The sequence below is a fragment of the Shuttleworthella sp. MSX8B genome, from assembly GCF_000524295.1.
GTDB lineage: Bacteria > Bacillota > Clostridia > Lachnospirales > Lachnospiraceae > Shuttleworthia > Shuttleworthia satelles.
Map to the genome: position 1 here is coordinate 53,832 of NZ_JAQT01000009.1, position 15,631 is coordinate 69,462.

Annotated in this window: 18 protein-coding genes; 10 read left to right on the forward strand and 8 right to left on the reverse strand. The window is 47.9% G+C overall.

Going from position 1 to position 15,631, the window contains the following annotated elements:
• Nucleotides 1-145 precede the first annotated feature (145 nt).
• From rplU to HMPREF1508_RS01530, 8 genes are all read left to right on the forward strand, one after another.
• Nucleotides 146-454: a 50S ribosomal protein L21 gene (gene rplU / locus HMPREF1508_RS01490; RefSeq protein ID WP_006906184.1), complete on the forward strand. Its 309-nt coding sequence runs from the start codon at nt 146-148 to the stop codon at nt 452-454.
• 5 nt (nt 455-459) lie between these two features.
• Nucleotides 460-783: a ribosomal-processing cysteine protease Prp gene (locus HMPREF1508_RS01495; RefSeq protein ID WP_044958784.1), complete on the forward strand. Its 324-nt coding sequence runs from the start codon at nt 460-462 to the stop codon at nt 781-783.
• Nucleotides 784-786: 3 nt separating this feature from the next.
• Nucleotides 787-1,077 (forward strand): 50S ribosomal protein L27, encoded by a 291-nt coding sequence (gene rpmA, locus HMPREF1508_RS01500; protein WP_006906182.1) that lies wholly within the window; start codon nt 787-789, stop codon nt 1,075-1,077.
• A 220-nt stretch (nt 1,078-1,297) separates the two neighbouring features.
• Nucleotides 1,298-2,584, forward strand: coding sequence for a GTPase ObgE (gene obgE, locus HMPREF1508_RS01505; protein ID WP_044958786.1), 1,287 nt, complete (start codon nt 1,298-1,300; stop codon nt 2,582-2,584).
• An 11-nt stretch (nt 2,585-2,595) separates the two neighbouring features.
• Nucleotides 2,596-2,883 (forward strand): ribosome assembly RNA-binding protein YhbY, encoded by a 288-nt coding sequence (gene yhbY, locus HMPREF1508_RS01510; protein ID WP_084640193.1) that lies wholly within the window; start codon nt 2,596-2,598, stop codon nt 2,881-2,883.
• Nucleotides 2,884-2,982: 99 nt separating this feature from the next.
• Nucleotides 2,983-4,461, forward strand: a complete 1,479-nt coding sequence (gene nadD / locus HMPREF1508_RS09850; RefSeq protein ID WP_084640178.1) for a nicotinate (nicotinamide) nucleotide adenylyltransferase — start codon at nt 2,983-2,985, stop codon at nt 4,459-4,461.
• Nucleotides 4,458-4,805, forward strand: coding sequence for a ribosome silencing factor (gene rsfS, locus HMPREF1508_RS01520; protein WP_044958789.1), 348 nt, complete (start codon nt 4,458-4,460; stop codon nt 4,803-4,805). The genes nadD and rsfS overlap by 4 nt, the downstream gene beginning before the upstream one ends.
• Before the next feature lie 682 nt (nt 4,806-5,487).
• A complete protein-coding gene (locus HMPREF1508_RS01530; RefSeq protein ID WP_044958793.1) occupies nt 5,488-6,207 on the forward strand; it encodes a hypothetical protein in 720 nt (239 codons plus the stop codon).
• Nucleotides 6,208-6,681: 474 nt separating this feature from the next.
• Here HMPREF1508_RS01530 and lexA read toward each other — a convergent pair whose 3' ends face one another.
• The gene (gene lexA / locus HMPREF1508_RS01540) at nt 6,682-7,296 is read right to left on the reverse strand and encodes a transcriptional repressor LexA (RefSeq protein ID WP_044958798.1); all 615 of its coding nucleotides are present in this window, start codon (nt 7,294-7,296) and stop codon (nt 6,682-6,684) included.
• Nucleotides 7,297-7,556: 260 nt separating this feature from the next.
• On the opposite strand from lexA, the gene yneA reads away from it, so the two are divergent.
• Together yneA and HMPREF1508_RS01550 are read left to right on the forward strand one after the other, a co-directional pair.
• Nucleotides 7,557-7,961 carry a cell division suppressor protein YneA gene (yneA, locus tag HMPREF1508_RS01545; RefSeq protein WP_198015538.1) on the forward strand — a complete coding sequence of 135 codons (405 nt, stop codon included), beginning with the start codon at nt 7,557-7,559 and terminating at the stop codon, nt 7,959-7,961.
• A 270-nt stretch (nt 7,962-8,231) separates the two neighbouring features.
• Nucleotides 8,232-9,314 (forward strand): tyrosine-type recombinase/integrase, encoded by a 1,083-nt coding sequence (locus HMPREF1508_RS01550; RefSeq protein ID WP_044958800.1) that lies wholly within the window; start codon nt 8,232-8,234, stop codon nt 9,312-9,314.
• A 150-nt stretch (nt 9,315-9,464) separates the two neighbouring features.
• On the opposite strand, the gene HMPREF1508_RS01555 is transcribed toward HMPREF1508_RS01550, so the two are convergent.
• The 7 genes from HMPREF1508_RS01555 to HMPREF1508_RS01585 all read right to left on the reverse strand — a co-directional run bounded on the left by HMPREF1508_RS01555 (nt 9,465) and on the right by HMPREF1508_RS01585 (nt 15,450).
• Nucleotides 9,465-10,385, reverse strand: coding sequence for an RluA family pseudouridine synthase (locus HMPREF1508_RS01555; RefSeq protein ID WP_044958802.1), 921 nt, complete (start codon nt 10,383-10,385; stop codon nt 9,465-9,467).
• Between the two features lie 142 nt (nt 10,386-10,527).
• Nucleotides 10,528-11,097, reverse strand: a complete 570-nt coding sequence (lspA, locus tag HMPREF1508_RS01560; protein ID WP_049906827.1) for a signal peptidase II — start codon at nt 11,095-11,097, stop codon at nt 10,528-10,530.
• Nucleotides 11,097-12,203 (reverse strand): 3-dehydroquinate synthase, encoded by a 1,107-nt coding sequence (aroB, locus tag HMPREF1508_RS01565; protein WP_044958803.1) that lies wholly within the window; start codon nt 12,201-12,203, stop codon nt 11,097-11,099. The genes lspA and aroB overlap by 1 nt, the downstream gene beginning before the upstream one ends.
• A 58-nt stretch (nt 12,204-12,261) precedes the next feature.
• On the reverse strand, nt 12,262-12,774 hold the full coding sequence (locus HMPREF1508_RS01570) for a cell division protein SepF (protein WP_006906169.1): 513 nt from the start codon (nt 12,772-12,774) through the stop codon (nt 12,262-12,264).
• 85 nt (nt 12,775-12,859) lie between these two features.
• A complete protein-coding gene (locus HMPREF1508_RS01575) occupies nt 12,860-13,567 on the reverse strand; it encodes a YggS family pyridoxal phosphate-dependent enzyme (RefSeq protein ID WP_006906168.1) in 708 nt (235 codons plus the stop codon).
• A 21-nt stretch (nt 13,568-13,588) separates the two neighbouring features.
• Nucleotides 13,589-15,022, reverse strand: a complete 1,434-nt coding sequence (locus HMPREF1508_RS01580; protein WP_330365234.1) for an HlyD family efflux transporter periplasmic adaptor subunit — start codon at nt 15,020-15,022, stop codon at nt 13,589-13,591.
• 11 nt (nt 15,023-15,033) lie between these two features.
• Entirely contained in the window at nt 15,034-15,450 is a 417-nt protein-coding gene (locus tag HMPREF1508_RS01585; protein WP_006906166.1) for a hypothetical protein, read from the reverse strand.
• Nucleotides 15,451-15,631: the final 181 nt, after the last annotated feature.

Consider the following 15,631-nt stretch of genomic DNA (forward strand, 5'->3'; position numbering starts at 1 on the left):
CCACCTGTCTGCGATCAGATCGACTGCCAGCTTGACAGCGATTTTCTGTGATGCTAATATAATCGGGTATGTCGCGCAGTTAGGTATGAAGATTCCGGGATGGTCCCGGGACACCAAAACTGGCGTATGTTGAGGAGGTACAGACATGTACGCAATTATTGCTACCGGTGGTAAGCAGTACAAGGTATCTGAGGGAGACGTCATCAGCATTGAGAAGCTCGGTGCCGAGGAGGGCGAGAAGGTGACCTTCGACCAGGTTTTAGCAGTCAGCAATGACGGGCTAAAGGTTGGCAGTCCTACAGTTGACGGCGCCAGCGTGGAGGCCTCTGTCGTTCGCAACGGACGCGCTCGTAAGGTGATTGTCTACAAGTTCAAGAGAAAGACCGGCTACCACAAGAAAAATGGTCACAGACAGTCATTCACGCAGGTTAAGATCGACAAGATCAATGGCTGACTGCCATGATTTCTGTTACTGTCACAAAGGAAAAGGGCGAGTTTCGCAGACTCTATCTGCTGGGGCATGCGGGCTACGCCGACACAGATGATGTCGTCTGTGCAGCGGTTTCGGCGCTTGTGCTCAATACCATCAATGCGATTGAGACCTTTACTGAGGATCACTTCTCTATCGGAGAGGACCCTGGCCGGGGCATGATTGATTTTCAGTTTGAAGATACCGTATCCCATGACAGTCATTTGTTGATGGAAACCATGATTCTGGGTATCCGAAAAATTATAGACAGCTATGGTGAGACCTATGTCTCATTTAACACACAGGAGGTGTGATCCATGTTAGAGATGAATCTTCAGTTCTTCGCTCATAAAAAGGGAATGGGTTCTACCAAGAACGGTAGAGATTCCGAGTCCAAGAGACTGGGCGCCAAGAGGGCGGACGGACAGCATGTAAAGGCCGGGAATATTCTGTACAGACAGCGCGGCACCAGGATCCATCCGGGCTTGAATGTCGGGATTGGCGGCGATGACACTCTTTTCGCCAAGGTTGACGGTGTGCTTCGCTTCGAGCGCAAGGGAAGAGACAAGAAGGTCGCTTCTGTCTATCCCGTTGCGGACGCGGAATAAAGGGGCATTTTTGTCAGAATAAAATCAACCACCCTGTTTTGCACTTGCCTGGAGTTTGCAGATGCGATCCGGGGTGGTTTTTTCTTTCAGGACTTTCTTGTTCTATCCGGTCGGATAGGCTATGATGCTCCTGCACGGTGCAGTGATTGACGCTTTATGGGGATCAGGGAATCTCATAAGATAAGATTCCTCGATTCCCTTGGATAAGTGGAGGATAATTATGTTTGCAGATCGCGCTAAGATATGGATCGCTTCCGGCAAGGGGGGAGACGGGCATGTCAGTTTTCGCAGAGAGAAGTTCGTACCCGACGGAGGGCCTGACGGCGGCGACGGAGGCAAGGGGGGAGACGTCATCTTTGAGGTGGATGACGGAATGAACACTCTCTACAATTATCGTCACAGACACAAGTTTGCGGCCGGCAACGGAGAAGAGGGCGGCAAGAGGCGGTGCCACGGCAGGAATGGACAGGACATTGTCCTCAAGGTTCCCGAGGGCACCATTGTCAAGTCTGCGGAGACCGGACAGGTGATTGCGGACATGTCCGGAGATAACCGGCGTATGGTCGTTCTGAGGGGCGGAAATGGCGGACTTGGCAATATGCATTTTGCCACATCTACCATGCAGGCGCCCAAATTCGCCAAGCCAGGACAGGATGCCGTTGAAATTGAAGTGATCCTGGAGCTCAAAGTAATTGCAGACGTCGGCCTGGTCGGATTCCCAAATGTGGGCAAATCCACATTCTTAAGCCGGGCGACCAATGCCCGGCCCAAGATCGCCAACTACCATTTCACCACCCTAAATCCTAATTTGGGCGTCGTCGATCTGGAGGGGGCCTCCGGTTTCGTGATCGCTGATATTCCGGGTCTGATTGAGGGAGCCTCTGAGGGACTGGGGCTGGGTCACCAGTTCCTTCGTCATATCGAACGGACCAAGCTGATTGTCCACCTTGTCGATGCGGCCTCTGTGGAGGGGCGGGATCCGGTCGAAGATATCAGGGCCATCAACCATGAGCTGGAATCCTATCATTCTAAGCTGCTTAAGAAACCTCAGATCATTGCCGCCAACAAGCTGGACCTCTGCCCGGATGGCGGAGAAGAGGTTCTGACTAGATTGCGGGAGGCATTTTCTTCGGAAGGAATCGAAGTGTATGGAATCTCCGCTGTGACAGGCCGGGGTGTAAAAGAACTGCTCTACAGGGTATCAGAGCTCTTATCCTCCCTCCCCAAAGAACCTGTCGTCTACGATGCTGAGTTCGACCCCAACGACCTGATACGCGCAGACGAGCCCTACAGTATTGAGATCAACGCGGACGGAGAGTATGTCGTTGAGGGGCCAAAGATTGACAAAATGCTCGGTTACACGAATCTCGAGTCAGAGCGCGGTTTCGTCTTCTTCCAGCAGTTCCTGAAGAAAGAGGGGATCCTCAAGGATCTTGAGTCCAAGGGAATTAAGGACGGAGATACGGTTCGCATGTATGGGCTGACATTTGACTACTATAAGGAGTGACTATGCTGACATTGACCAACAAGCAGAGGGCCTATCTGTCCTCCATGGCGAACCCTCTGAACGCAATCCTGCAGATCGGCAAATCTTCAGTAACCCCGGAAATTGTAAACTCTGTTGATGAGGCCCTGGAGGCCAGAGAGCTGATCAAAATTCACGTGTTAAAGAACTGCTTCGATGACCCCAAGGAGCTTGCCAATATCCTGGCGGAAAGGAGTCACTCTCTTGTCGTGAGGGTAATCGGAAAAATCATCATTCTCTACCGCCCGGCCAAAAAGCCAAAGATTGAGCTGCCCAGGTGAATATCAGCTGACTGACAGGATGAGATTCCTGTTATCACAAATTTGGACAGAGCAACCGGCTGTTGTCGCGGAGAAGAAGTCTTCAGATCGGAGTCATGTATGACGCGCAGGATTGGAATTATGGGAGGAACCTTCAATCCCATTCACAATGGCCATCTGAATATCATCCGTCAGGCCAGAGAGCAGTTTGACCTGGACGAGGTCTGGCTGATGCCGACAGGGGAGTCGCCCCACAAAGGGATTACAGATTCTCTTGGGCGCTATGACCGCCTTCACATGTGTCAACTGGCGGTTCAGGGAATGCGAGGGGTAAAGGTCAGCGACCTGGAGATTCGCCGGTCCGGGAAATCCTACACCTATCTCAGTCTGAAGGAATTGCGTCAGCGTTTTTCTGACGACAGCTTCTATTACATCATTGGAGAGGATTCTTTGGACCTCTTCTTCAGCTGGGTCCACCCGGAGCGGATCTGTGCCATGGCGACCATTCTCATTGCCTGCCGAAGTCCGGAAGAAACCCTGCACGCGATCACTGTTTCGCAGCAGATCAGCCGGGACCAGGCGGCCGCGCTGACCAGAAGAGTAGAGAAGGAAACGGGAGCTGCCACAGGGGCGCAGGATTCTTTTGCCGGGACAAAATCCCAGGCTGGACTTTCTCACGGCGCCGGACCGGCAAAGGCCCCGAAAAGTTCTGGGACAGGAAGTTCTCAATTGGAAAGTTCACGGACAGGAAAAAACCAGTTGAGAAGTCTCCAGGCAGAAAGCTTCCAGGTGGAAGAGAGCAGGCTGCGCCGGAAAGATTTACAGGAAAAGATCAAGCGGCTGTCTGACACATATCAGGGCTCCTTTCATATTCTTGACTGCGGGCAGATGGACATCTCCTCGACACAGATTCGCCGGATGGTCGCAGAAAAAGAGGATATCTCTGCTTATACGCCGTCTAAGGTTGTCGATTACATCCGAACACACGCTCTCTACCAGAACGTCACAGGGTATGATATCGTGGCCATTGAGAAGTCTCTGCAAGGCCTGCTCAGTCCCCATCGCTATGCTCATACCCTGGGAGTTATGCACACGGCATGCGCTCTGTCCATGGCCCACAGCTACCCCATGACAAGAGCGCAGATCGCGGGGCTTCTGCATGACTGTGCCAAATACCTGTCCAATGATCAGCTGATAGAAATCGCCAAAAAGCGCGGGCTTTTGATCAGTCCGGGAGAAGAGAAGGCACCTCAGCTGCTTCACGCGAAGGTTGGCGCTCTTTTTGCCGAGGAGATCTATGGAGTGCAGGACCCGGCTGTCCTTCGGGCCATTCGCCTGCACACGACCGGAAGTCCTGCCATGGGGCTTTTAGACAAGATCATCTTTGTGGCCGACTATATTGAGCCGGGACGGGACCGGGCTCCTCACCTGTCCGACATCAGACAGCTTGCCTTTTACGACCTGGACCTGGCAGTGACTCTGATTCTGGAGGATACCATCGCGTTTCTGGAGGCATCCGGGGCAGAGATCGATGTAAGCAGCAGACAGACTCTCGATTCCTATCGAGACATCATTCAGACAAGGAGATTTCAATCATGACAATAGAAGAGCAGGTAAAAGTGGCATTTCAGGCTTTGGAAGCGAAAAAGGCAGAGGATATCCGTATCATTGATATTCGCGGTATCTCTACCATTGCCGACTATTTTATCGTGGCAAGCGGCAGCAATCAGAGCCAGCTGCAGGCCATGGAGGATTCTGTCGGACAGAAGATGAGAGAAATCGGCATGGCTCAGCCCAAGGTCGAGGGAAACCGCAATTCCACCTGGATTCTGATGGATTATGGGGATTTCATCGTCCACATCTTCTCTGAGGAGGACCGTCTCTTCTACGACCTGGAGCGGATCTGGACCGATGGGAGAGAGGTTGAAATTGAGGATTTGTGACAGGACCTTGTTCGAAATAGGTTTTCCCATAATCTCTTCAACTAACTTATAGCACCTAGCACATGACAGTTTATGATCTCTTCGATAAATGTTCATTCTTTTTTCAAACCCTCTTGATTATTTTTATTTGAGATGTTATTTTTTGATAAAGAGATATTTATATCAGTAATTCACATATAAAGAAAGGGGAGTGATATAAAATCAATTAATCTACATTAACTGCTTCACACAAACACAATGTGTAGGATCCTGGACATTTAGTAAGCGATGGGGGAATGGTCATTGATGGATGTAAAAGCTGAGTTAAAGAAGCTAATAGGACGTATATTGCTTATTTTATGCGCACAGATTGTCGGATTCTATTTGATTAAATATTTTACGGGAATGACTAGGAGTATCTGGTCACTTATGACAGACTATACCATAATGACCTTCTGGCTAACCTATCTACCATTAAGTATCGTAATTATTATCATAAGATATCGTATCTCAAAAAAGGGAAAAACAAAAGATGAGTAGAAAGCGCGGTAATTAACATATACATACAAAAAAGGGAGTGATATAAAATCAAGTAATCTATATTAACTGCTTCAAAGGAAATTAGATATATTTTTTCGCAACTAAAGAGTACTGTGCTATACATTTTTGATTTGTTTCTTATTTTTTAATAGGAGGCTAGTATATGAAATATTTAAGAAGATGGATAAGTGCTTGTTCAGTAATTTTTATTCTTTTTGCTACAGTTTTTCCTTCATATGCAGCAGGCAGTACGATTTCGTACAATTATAATGAAACTAATGTGTTCGTAAATCAAGATAACTCAAGTATAGAGTACACGGAATCGCGGGATGACGGGCTCTATTTTATATCAGAGCACTTCAATGGAGATACAATTGACAGTAAAATATATAAAATTGAAAATGGTGAGAATAGGTTTATTTCAACTATCCATAGTAAAATTACTAGTAATGGAGTAATCTGTGCTGAAACAAAAGCAAATGGCGAAACAGATAGCTATAAGATATCTGTAGATGTTATCGAAAATAAGCCGCAAATTACTCCATATTTCAGATCGGCAAGGTATATCCGGACCGAAAAATCTGAAATTTCATTATTAGGGAAAAAACTCACTATCGGAATAGTTGCTACAGCAATAATGGCTGTAACTCCCATGATGCCTTTTGCTGTAGCTACTAAAATAGTTATAGCCGCAATTGCTGGAGCAGGAGGTGGTGGTGTAAATGTTCTACCAAATTATTTGTATGTTACGACTGATATTTATTCATCGCAACTTGCTGGTAAGAGATATAGACGCTATGAAAATAGATATTATTTGGACCGGGCACGAACGCAATGTGTAGGATCTTGGACATTTAGTAAGCGATGGGGGAATGGTCATTGATGGATGTGAAAGCTGAATTTAAGAAGCTGATAGGACGTATATTGCTTGTTTTGTGTGCACAGATTATCGGATTCATTTTGGTTAGCTATTTTACAAGAATGACTATAAGTTTCTGGTCATTCATATCAGGCTATACAATAATGACCTTCTGGCTAACCTATCTACCATTAAGTATCGTAATTATTATCATAAAATATCGTATCTCAAAGAAGGGCCAGGCAGAAGATGAGTAGAAGGCGCGACTTCCTGTTCTTTTTCCTCTATCGCCCGCTCTGGTTCGCCGAAGGACAGCTTCAAGCGCGGTATCCCGTTTTGTGACAGTCATATACATGTTCCGCAAGCATGTGCTTGTCGTAATCAGGCCCTCTGAGATAGATTCTCAGAGGGCCTGAATTTTTCGGAAAGATGTATGAGCATTGGTAAAAGTCATAATGAAATGGAATAAACCGGTTTCGGTTACCATCGAAAGCCGGATCAATAGAGTCTCAATACGCCGAAAACCTTACCGAGGATCTGACAGTCTGGGACAAGAATGGGGTCCATATCGTCATTCTCCGGCTGCAGACGAATATGCCCGTCTTCCTTGTAGAAGGTCTTAACCGTGGCGGAATCATCGACAAGAGCGACAACAATCTCCCCGTTGCGGGCGGTCGGTCGCTTCTCGACCATGATAAAATCTCCATCGAAGATGCCGACATTGATCATGGATTCCCCCTTGACCTTGAGCATAAAGGTCTGCTCCTTGGGGATGAACTCTGCCGGAATAGGAAAATAATTGCTGATATTCTCAACAGCCAAAAGAGGCTGACCGGCAGCCACCTGTCCGAGCATGGGAATATTGACGACCTCTCTGCGGGTCAGGTTGAAATTATCATCGACCACCTCAATTGCTCTGGGCTTGGTCGGATCACGGCGAATATAGCCGTTATTCTCAAGCTTCTCCAGGTGGGCGAAGACAGAAGAGGTGGACTTGAGACCGACCGCGTCACAGATCTCGCGAACTGTGGGAGGGTAGCCGGAGCTTAAAATCTCATTCTTAATGTACTCCAAAATCTGCATCTGCTTCTCTGTGATCTTGCCATAGGACATAGCTCCAACACCTCCAAAATCAAATTCCGCTTACATCATTCTGTCAAAGAAATCGCCGCAGGAAAGCCCCTGGTCTCTGATGCGGTCGGAAATCCTCTGGAATGAAGTTACTTCTATTATAGAAAAGCTCTTTTTAAAAAGCAAACACATATTCGCAAAAATATGTTCGATAAATGCTTGACACCCGAACAACTGTTTGATATGATGTGAATCGAACAGTTGTTCTGAACAGATAATCGAACACGGGAGAACAGAAGATGATGACCAATCGTTTTAGCGGATATGGGACCAAGGAAGAGCGTATCATTGATAGAAATAGAAGAAGCGGCCGGGCAGGGAGCAGATCATCCAGACAGCGGCATAAGACCAGAGTTGAGCTGGCGATATCCCTTGTCTTAATCGTCATCGCCCTGCTCGCGATTTTTTTCCTGAACCGGCCCATGACTGCGTCGGCGTCACAGGAGAAGACCTATCAGGAGTGTTATCGGTCCATTGAGATCAATCCGGGCGACACGCTCTATAAGCTGGCTGATCAGTATAAGAAGGATCCATCGGTAAGCCGCCACCAATACGTGAACAAGGTCATCGAGACCAATCACTTGACCAGTCAGAATATTTATTCCGGAATGTCTCTGGTCGTACCGGTCTATGCTGAGGTTCAATAGAGATTAAAAATCCGAAGGCCTTCGGGAAATTTAAGATTGATAGCTATGTTATAAAAATAAGGGGATGTAGTAGGCAAGTAATGGATAGTGATCTGATACATGGCAAGTCCCAAATAGTTAAGTTTGTTTCTGTGATACAAATCCTAAAATGCTTAATCTCGGTGATTGACAGGGTTCTGAAAGAGGAGTAGACTATCTCTATCAATTTAGCGGATAAATATCTGTTTTTCCGCATGATATGTCTGCTTGAGGAGGAATATACAAGATACCATGGCTCGGGACTCTGAATACTACAAGGACAAACAAAAGAAACAGACTCTGAAGCTGCGCAGCCTTCTGGATCAGCTTCCGGACTTCTGCGTTGATTTTATCTACTCCAAGGAGCTTACGACACAGACCTCCACACTGATTTCTTATTCCTACGACCTGCTGACCTTTCTGCGATTTCTGCGGGAGAAAAATCCCCAGCTAAAGGATATCGATCCAAAGTCAATGAAACTGGAAATCCTAAAGCAGATTCAATCTGAGGATATCCTCGAGTACCAGCGCTATTTAAGTCTTAACGTGGATGGGGAATACCATGAAAATGGCAAGAAAGCCATTGCCCGCAAGATGTCTGCCCTGCGCGGCATGTATAAATATCAGCTGATTCACAAGCATATTTCGGAGGATCCGACAGCCCTTGTGGCGATGCCCAGACTCAAGAAGGACAAGAATATCATCCGCATGAATAACTATGAGGTGCAGGACATCTTAAATGCCATTACAATCGGCAACCAGCAGATGTCAGACCGTCAGCGGAAATACTGCCTGAAAACACAGCAGAGAGATCTGGCTATTTTGACAATTTTATTAAATACCGGTATGCGTGTGTCGGAATGCCGGGGCCTGGACTTAAATGACGTCAATCTGATAGAAAACAGCCTTGTCATTGTACGCAAGGGAGGGGGACAGGACATCATCTATTTCGGGAAACCGGTTCATTCAACCCTGTCTGATTATATTGAGGGGGAGCGGCAGACCATCAGTCCTCTGGAAGGCCATCAGCAGGCCCTCTTCTACTCTCTGCAGGGCAAGCGGATCTCCGTCGACGCCATCGAGAAACTGGTCAAAAAATACGCCAGAATCGCCGTCCCGGGCAAACACATTACGCCACACAAACTTCGCTCAACCTATGGAACAGCCCTCTATCGGGAGACAGGTGATATCCGGCTGGTCGCGGACGTCCTCGGGCATGAGAATATCAACACAACCATCGATTACTACGCGGCAATTGAGGATGAGCACAAGCGTCAGGCCGCCAATGCAGTTGACTTCAATCGAAAAGATATCAATCCCAATCATCAGGCTTAATCCGCAGGCCTGGATTTTTCTGCTGATATCGATCATCTTCTACTAATACCGGTCATCTTCAGCTGATACCGGTCATCTTCAGTTGATGACAGCTATCTTCACTGATATCGGCCATCTTCTTTTCACTCCGGTCCTCTTCTTTTAAACCGGTCATTCTTCTCCCAGGATCGCCAGGAGATGTTGAAAATATTCCGGCAGGGGAGCTGTGAATTCCACATACCTTTTGCTTGTCGGATGTACAAATCCGATCGTCATGGCGTGCAGGGTCTGTCCGTCCAGATGATAGGGGCTTTTCTTTGGCCCGTAGACCTGGTCGCCGAGAATCGGATGGCCAATAGAGGCCATGTGGACACGAATCTGATGGGTCCTTCCCGTCTCAAGCTCAAATTCTACATAAGAGAAATTGTTCCTGAGGCGGGCCAGTTCACGGTAATGCGTTATAGCCTGCCGTCCGTTTTTCACGTCGACAGACATTTTCTTCCGATCCCTGGGATCCCTGCCTATGCTTGTACGAATGGTTCCCTCTGTCGGATTGAGATGTCCGTATACAATCGCGCGATAGACGCGATGAACCGAGTGTTCTTTGATTTGGCTCGCGATGAAGCGATGGGCAGCGTCTGTTTTGCATACAATCAGAGAGCCGGTCGTATTCATGTCAATCCGGTGAACAATCCCCGGGCGGATTTCTCCGTTGATTCCGGAGAGTTCTTTTCCGCAGTGGTACATAATGGCGTTGACCAGGGTTCCCGTATTGTGTCCGGGAGCGGGGTGCACCACCATTTCCTTGGGCTTATTGACAATCAGGAGCTGATCGTCCTCATAGAGAATATCCAGGGGAATCCTCTCCGGCCGAAGCTCCGTCAAAACAGCGTCTGGAACGGAAACAAAGATCTGGTCTTTCTCCTGCAGCTTGTAGCTGGCTCTGCAGGTGTTTCCATTGACCAAAACAAGCCCCTCTTCGATCAATTTCTGAATACTGTTTCTGGACTGTCCGTCCAGATGATCCGCCAGATAGCGGTCAATTCGCAGCCCACTCTCTTCTCCTGTGCAGTTTAGTTTGAATTCCTGCATGTTTCATCCCACATCTATCAATAGAATTGCCGGTTGATCTGCGAATATCTGTCAATGACATTGCCGGTTGATCCGCGAATTGCTGGCGATTCCTGACAATGCCGGCAATTTTCTGTTTCCATTCCTACCATCCCTTATGCCTTTATTTTTTCCGCTTTAAGCCCCATCTCTTCCAGGGAAGAATCTCTTCCAGCTCCTCATCCCGATAGGCAAAAAGAACCAGGAGGATCAGGGTGATCATTGATATCGTCACATAGATATCCGCCACATTAAAGACAGGAAAATCGATCAGATAGAAATAAATGAAGTCTGTAACATAGCCCTGAACGACACGGTCAATGAAGTTACCGATGGCTCCGGAAATCAGAAAACAATAGGTGATATGTAAGGGCAAAAATTTTTTTGAAGGCGGTGTCGTCAGAGCAAAAACAACAATACACAGAATCAAAAGCGGCGTCAGAAGCAGGAAAAAGCTCTGCTGTCCCTCCAGGATGGAGAAGGCTGCGCCGGTATTTTGCAAATAGTGCAATTTCAGTATTCCCGGGATCAAATCGAGATCTCCTGATCTAAGTCTAACAAGCGCCAGTCCTTTGGTCCAGTGATCGAAGACGACGAGAAAAATGATAAAAAGACCACCGGTCAGCCGCCAGATTATGGAATTTATTGTCCTTTCGGAATGCGCCATATCTACTCCCATCACGTCTACTCTCATCACGCGCGAATAAAATCAATCGCCTCTCGCAGATCATCATCGACAAAATCCAGATAGGTATCTGCCTGTCCGATCGCGTCCAGGATGACAAAGCGGATTCGGTCTCCCTGCATTTTTTTGTCGGACTTTGAGGCGAGCAGAATATTGTCCGTCGTCATCTGCGGAAAGTCCCCCGGATCAACAGATACAGGCAATCCGAAGTCTGTCAGAGTCTGAATCCCCTCTTTGAGATCCGCAGTGCTTATTTTTCCCAGCTTATGGGACAGATAAAGAGCCGCGGCAGACCCGATCGAAACACATTGTCCGTGATAGAGCCGAAAAGAGGAAAGCTTCTCTACAGCATGACCGATGGTATGTCCGAAATTGAGATGGGACCGGATCCCCTCTTCTCTCGGATCCAGTTGACAGATTCTTCTCTTGATATCCGCGGAGGTATAGACCATTTGAGCCAGAGCTGGCAGATCCCGACTCATAATACGCTTGACGTTGGTCTGAAGCCACCGATAGAAACCCTTGTCCTGAATAAAGCCGTATTTGATCACCTCTCCCATTCCACAGGTAAACTGAAGGGGATCAAGCGTCTTAAGACAGCTGATATTCATATAGACCAGGACAGGCATCTTAAAGGCTCCTACCATATTCTTATAGGCTCGAAAATCAATCCCCGTTTTGCCTCCGACAGAGGAATCGACCTGAGCCAGAAGACTGGTCGGGATCTGTATGTAGTCAATTCCCCGCATATAAGTCGCGGCGACAAAACCGGTCAGATCTCCGACGACTCCTCCCCCAAGAGCAATCAGAAGGTCGTGGCGATCAAAACGGGCCTCTATCATCTGTTCATAGACAGCTTCCGCGCATGCGAGATTTTTGCTTGTCTCACCCGCGGGAAGAATATGGACGACGATTTGCTGAAAGATCCCCTGAAGCTCCTGCCTCAGCTGATCCAAATAGAATTGGGAAACATTTGAGTCAGTGACAATGCAGACCCTCTGATAGTGACTCGGCAGTCTTTGAATTTCCGCCTTAAGCGCGCCGAAGGAATCTTCAATCAGAATATCATAGGAATGTCTGTCCTCATATGAGACAGGAAGACGATGATAATGCATGCTTACTCCAAAAAAGCACCCTGAATCAATGTTCAAGGCGCCCAAAATTAACGATCACTTAAAATCCTGTCTGAATCCCGGAAATGTCGAAGGAATCCATGATCCCCTGCAGGTCACCGGAGATGTCGACAGAAGCCGGAGTTACAATAAAGATATAAGAAGAAACCTTCTGCAAAGTTCCGTTCAGCGCGAGACAGGCTCCGCTGACAACATCGATGACGCGCTGGGCCAGGGAGAGATCCAGTCCCTCCATATTCATGATCACCGGTTTTTCAGATAGAATCGTATCGATGACTTCTTTGGAGTCCTCAAAAACAGCCGGTTTAATCACGCAGACTTCCATTCCTGAGACGCTGCCCCGCCTGGCAGACCGCATGGGCGTAATTTTGGATGAATGCGCGGCCACGGACCTGCTGCTCTCCTCAGAGGCAGGAGCGTCATTTGCGGAATTCTTGCGGCGGGAGGATGAGGCAGATCTTTTCTCATCCTCTTCATAGATGTCATCATCGTAGTACTCGTCATCTTCATCCGATAATTTCATGGCGTCTAACATCTTATCGAAAAAGCCCATCTTTCACCTCTTATTCATTATTATGAATCATTCCCAAATCACGCCTGCAGCACTTCAAATGATCGCGTGCTCACAGATCATATCCTCATGACTTCCTGTGATAGTCTCTTGCTCCGAAAATCGCGGTTCCCACCCTTACCATGGTGGAACCCTCTTCTATGGCAATCTGATAATCATTGGTCATTCCCATAGATAGAATGTCCATTTCCACATTATCGATGTTTCGAGAATTGATGTCAACCGCAAGGGCTTTGATCGACCGGAAGTAAGCCCGATTCTCCTCAGCGTTTTTGACATTTGGCGCGGATGTCATCAGTCCTCTGATATGTATGCCGTCAAGACCGGCGATATCCTGGATCAAAGACAGAGCGTCCTCCCTGCTGATCCCGAATTTGGAGTCCTCATCGGCAATATTGACCTCTACCAGAATATCGATGATTCTCTTGTTCTTCTTGGCCTGGATATTGATTTCCTCAGCCAGACGGTAGGTGTCAACGGAGTGAATCAAGGCGATGGAGTCAGCCCTTCGCGCCAGGTACTTCACCTTGTTGCGCTGCAAATGCCCAATCATATGCCAGCGGATATCCCCGGGGAGATGATCAATTTTCTCGACCAGCTCCTGCACGTAGTTCTCGCCGAAATCACGGACGCCCTGCCCGTAAATTTCCTGAATGTCTGCTTCCGGCTTGGTCTTTGATACGGCGACCAGGGTTACCTCCGACGGATCTCTGTTGGCCCTCCTGCAGGCCTCTGTGATATTTTCCCGGACGGTCTTTAAATTTTCTGCAAGCATTTTGCCTCCTCTTCTCTTTGGCTACTGCACCATGTCCCCTTCCTTGATCTGGCTGCTGTTAAGGGCAATACGGTCGTAGAGAACCAGTCCGTAAGAAGTCGTCGATGAGACAACGGCAAACTCCTTGTTCTGGAACTGGACTTCAATGGGCTTAAATTCCGCGAATCCCTTGTTGACCTGATAGACTCCGGTCAGCTCCTCAGACTTGCTGTTGACCTGCCAGCTCTCGCTGCTGTTCTGTTTGATCAGGATATCGCTTTCTTTCAGCTGATCCGCGTTGATGAAGTAATCCTCCCCATCCTCGGCGAAAATCGTCGGAACAATGAATTCACTGCCGTTGCCCTTCTTGCGGAGCAGGCCAAGATCGTTGCTGTTGCCTCCCTTGAAAAAATAGCTCTTGGGAATCTTATAGAAGGATTGCTTAGTGATCGCGGAAAGGGGGATTTTCAGTCCGGAAGCCCGGTCCAGATTGAGCGTCACTCCGACAAAGCGCAGGTCCGCATAGCGCTCCATGGAGTCATCCAGGGAGAGGACCAGGTACTTCCTCCCGTATTTCTCGATGACAGAAGCGGCGGCCCAGGCAGACCGCTGATCCTTGTCAAAAACCAGCTGGACATTGGAGGATGAAGTGATCTGAGAGGCCATCTCATCGTCGACTTCGACAAGCATCTTCCACTGCTCTGAGCTGATTAGTTTGTAGACAGGATCTCCCGCCTTGACGGAGGAAACATTTTTCAGATCCTTGTAGTCTAACTTGGATGTATCGAAGGACTCACGCGTGAAGTTGTCAAGGTTCAGTCCCTCGTCGCCATCTGTGGCATAGATCAAAAGCCCCGGAGAGGGAGCCTGATACGTATGAAAGGTATTTCTCTGCTTCGCCTCATTGATCTGTGACTTGTAGGTCTCGAAGACGGTCTGCTGAAGCGAATCATAGAGATTTGCCTCCAGTTGATTCTTGAAATCATAGACTTTGTAGAATCGGTTGTCATCTTTGGTCCTGACATAGTCGCTCAGAGAATTGACGATTTGTCTCTGCTCTGTCTCATTGAGCGCGGAAGTATTCAGCTGCGCCTGTGTGAAAAGCTGCTGGATCTCTCCGCTTTGATCCAGAGAATAGACGATGGAATCACTGCCGACCTGAGCTTCGTTGGCCTTGAAGTGGTATATCTGACCGTCCGCCTCTGCCTGGACCAGGGACTCGCTCCTGAGCGCCAGTGCCTCATAGTGCTTGCTGGTAGAGATTGTTCCGCTGTTGACCTGATAGATTGCCACATGCTTCTTGGTGACATAGCTGAAAAGATGAAAGAGAACGTAAATAACAAGGATGACGCCTACGATCAGCCCGATATTCATTTGCAAATTTCGATGAAAGCGTGTGACTTTGGCCATTTTTTCTATCTGCCTTACTATATGGAAAGCGGAGGTCGCATCCGCCACCCCCGCTTCCTGTATCATTCAAAATCATTTCAATCAGAGACGAGATCAGACACGTCCCCGGGAAGTTCGGCCGGATTCTTTGAAATACTCACAATGAAGTCGACATCGAACTTGTCAGAAGCACGCTCCAGAAAATGAACAGCCCTGCTGATATCCTCTTCTGCCGTGATATGGGCGATGGCCAGAAAAGAATCCAGATAGATCTTCTGTATGTCCCGGTTCTGTGACAGGCTTCCGCAGAGAAAACCGACAAAACCGTCTAAATTGGAAACCGGGTAACGACTCATATCGATCATGCGGATCTTGGAGTTGAGTTCCAACATCCTCTGATCACTCTTATCGATATAGACGACCAGCCCATCGGCACTGCGAACATCTTCTTCCGCAGAATCCAGCATGCGTCTCGTCTTCCCGGTACCCTTGACTCCTGCAATGATTTCTACCATATTCACCCCTCCAATACATATCAATGATCTGTATTACCCTGAAAAAATTATAGTATATGGCCTGCCAAAGTACAATGCGTCTTGAAATTTTCCGGCCTGTCCTGTCCTCGAATTTACGTCGGAATTTCTCCGGCTTATTTCTGCAGGATATCCTGGCGATTCTGGATATCCTTGCGATTCT

Excerpts from the sequence above, each read along its gene's own strand:
- HMPREF1508_RS01580 (WP_330365234.1), bottom strand. The coding sequence starts at position 15,022 with ATGATACAGGAAGCGGGGGTGGCGGATGCGACCTCCGCTTTCCATATA.
- HMPREF1508_RS01550 (WP_044958800.1), top strand. The coding sequence starts at position 8,232 with ATGGCTCGGGACTCTGAATACTACAAGGACAAACAAAAGAAACAGACT.
- aroB (WP_044958803.1), bottom strand. The coding sequence starts at position 12,203 with ATGCATTATCATCGTCTTCCTGTCTCATATGAGGACAGACATTCCTAT.
- HMPREF1508_RS01495 (WP_044958784.1), top strand. The coding sequence starts at position 460 with ATGATTTCTGTTACTGTCACAAAGGAAAAGGGCGAGTTTCGCAGACTC.
- HMPREF1508_RS01530 (WP_044958793.1), top strand. The coding sequence starts at position 5,488 with ATGAAATATTTAAGAAGATGGATAAGTGCTTGTTCAGTAATTTTTATT.
- yneA (WP_198015538.1), top strand. The coding sequence starts at position 7,557 with ATGACCAATCGTTTTAGCGGATATGGGACCAAGGAAGAGCGTATCATT.
- lspA (WP_049906827.1), bottom strand. The coding sequence starts at position 11,097 with ATGAGAGTAGACGTGATGGGAGTAGATATGGCGCATTCCGAAAGGACA.
- rsfS (WP_044958789.1), top strand. The coding sequence starts at position 4,458 with ATGACAATAGAAGAGCAGGTAAAAGTGGCATTTCAGGCTTTGGAAGCG.
- rpmA (WP_006906182.1), top strand. The coding sequence starts at position 787 with ATGTTAGAGATGAATCTTCAGTTCTTCGCTCATAAAAAGGGAATGGGT.
- HMPREF1508_RS01585 (WP_006906166.1), bottom strand. The coding sequence starts at position 15,450 with ATGGTAGAAATCATTGCAGGAGTCAAGGGTACCGGGAAGACGAGACGC.
- lexA (WP_044958798.1), bottom strand. The coding sequence starts at position 7,296 with ATGTCCTATGGCAAGATCACAGAGAAGCAGATGCAGATTTTGGAGTAC.
- rplU (WP_006906184.1), top strand. The coding sequence starts at position 146 with ATGTACGCAATTATTGCTACCGGTGGTAAGCAGTACAAGGTATCTGAG.
- obgE (WP_044958786.1), top strand. The coding sequence starts at position 1,298 with ATGTTTGCAGATCGCGCTAAGATATGGATCGCTTCCGGCAAGGGGGGA.
- nadD (WP_084640178.1), top strand. The coding sequence starts at position 2,983 with ATGACGCGCAGGATTGGAATTATGGGAGGAACCTTCAATCCCATTCAC.
- HMPREF1508_RS01570 (WP_006906169.1), bottom strand. The coding sequence starts at position 12,774 with ATGGGCTTTTTCGATAAGATGTTAGACGCCATGAAATTATCGGATGAA.
- HMPREF1508_RS01555 (WP_044958802.1), bottom strand. The coding sequence starts at position 10,385 with ATGCAGGAATTCAAACTAAACTGCACAGGAGAAGAGAGTGGGCTGCGA.
- HMPREF1508_RS01575 (WP_006906168.1), bottom strand. The coding sequence starts at position 13,567 with ATGCTTGCAGAAAATTTAAAGACCGTCCGGGAAAATATCACAGAGGCC.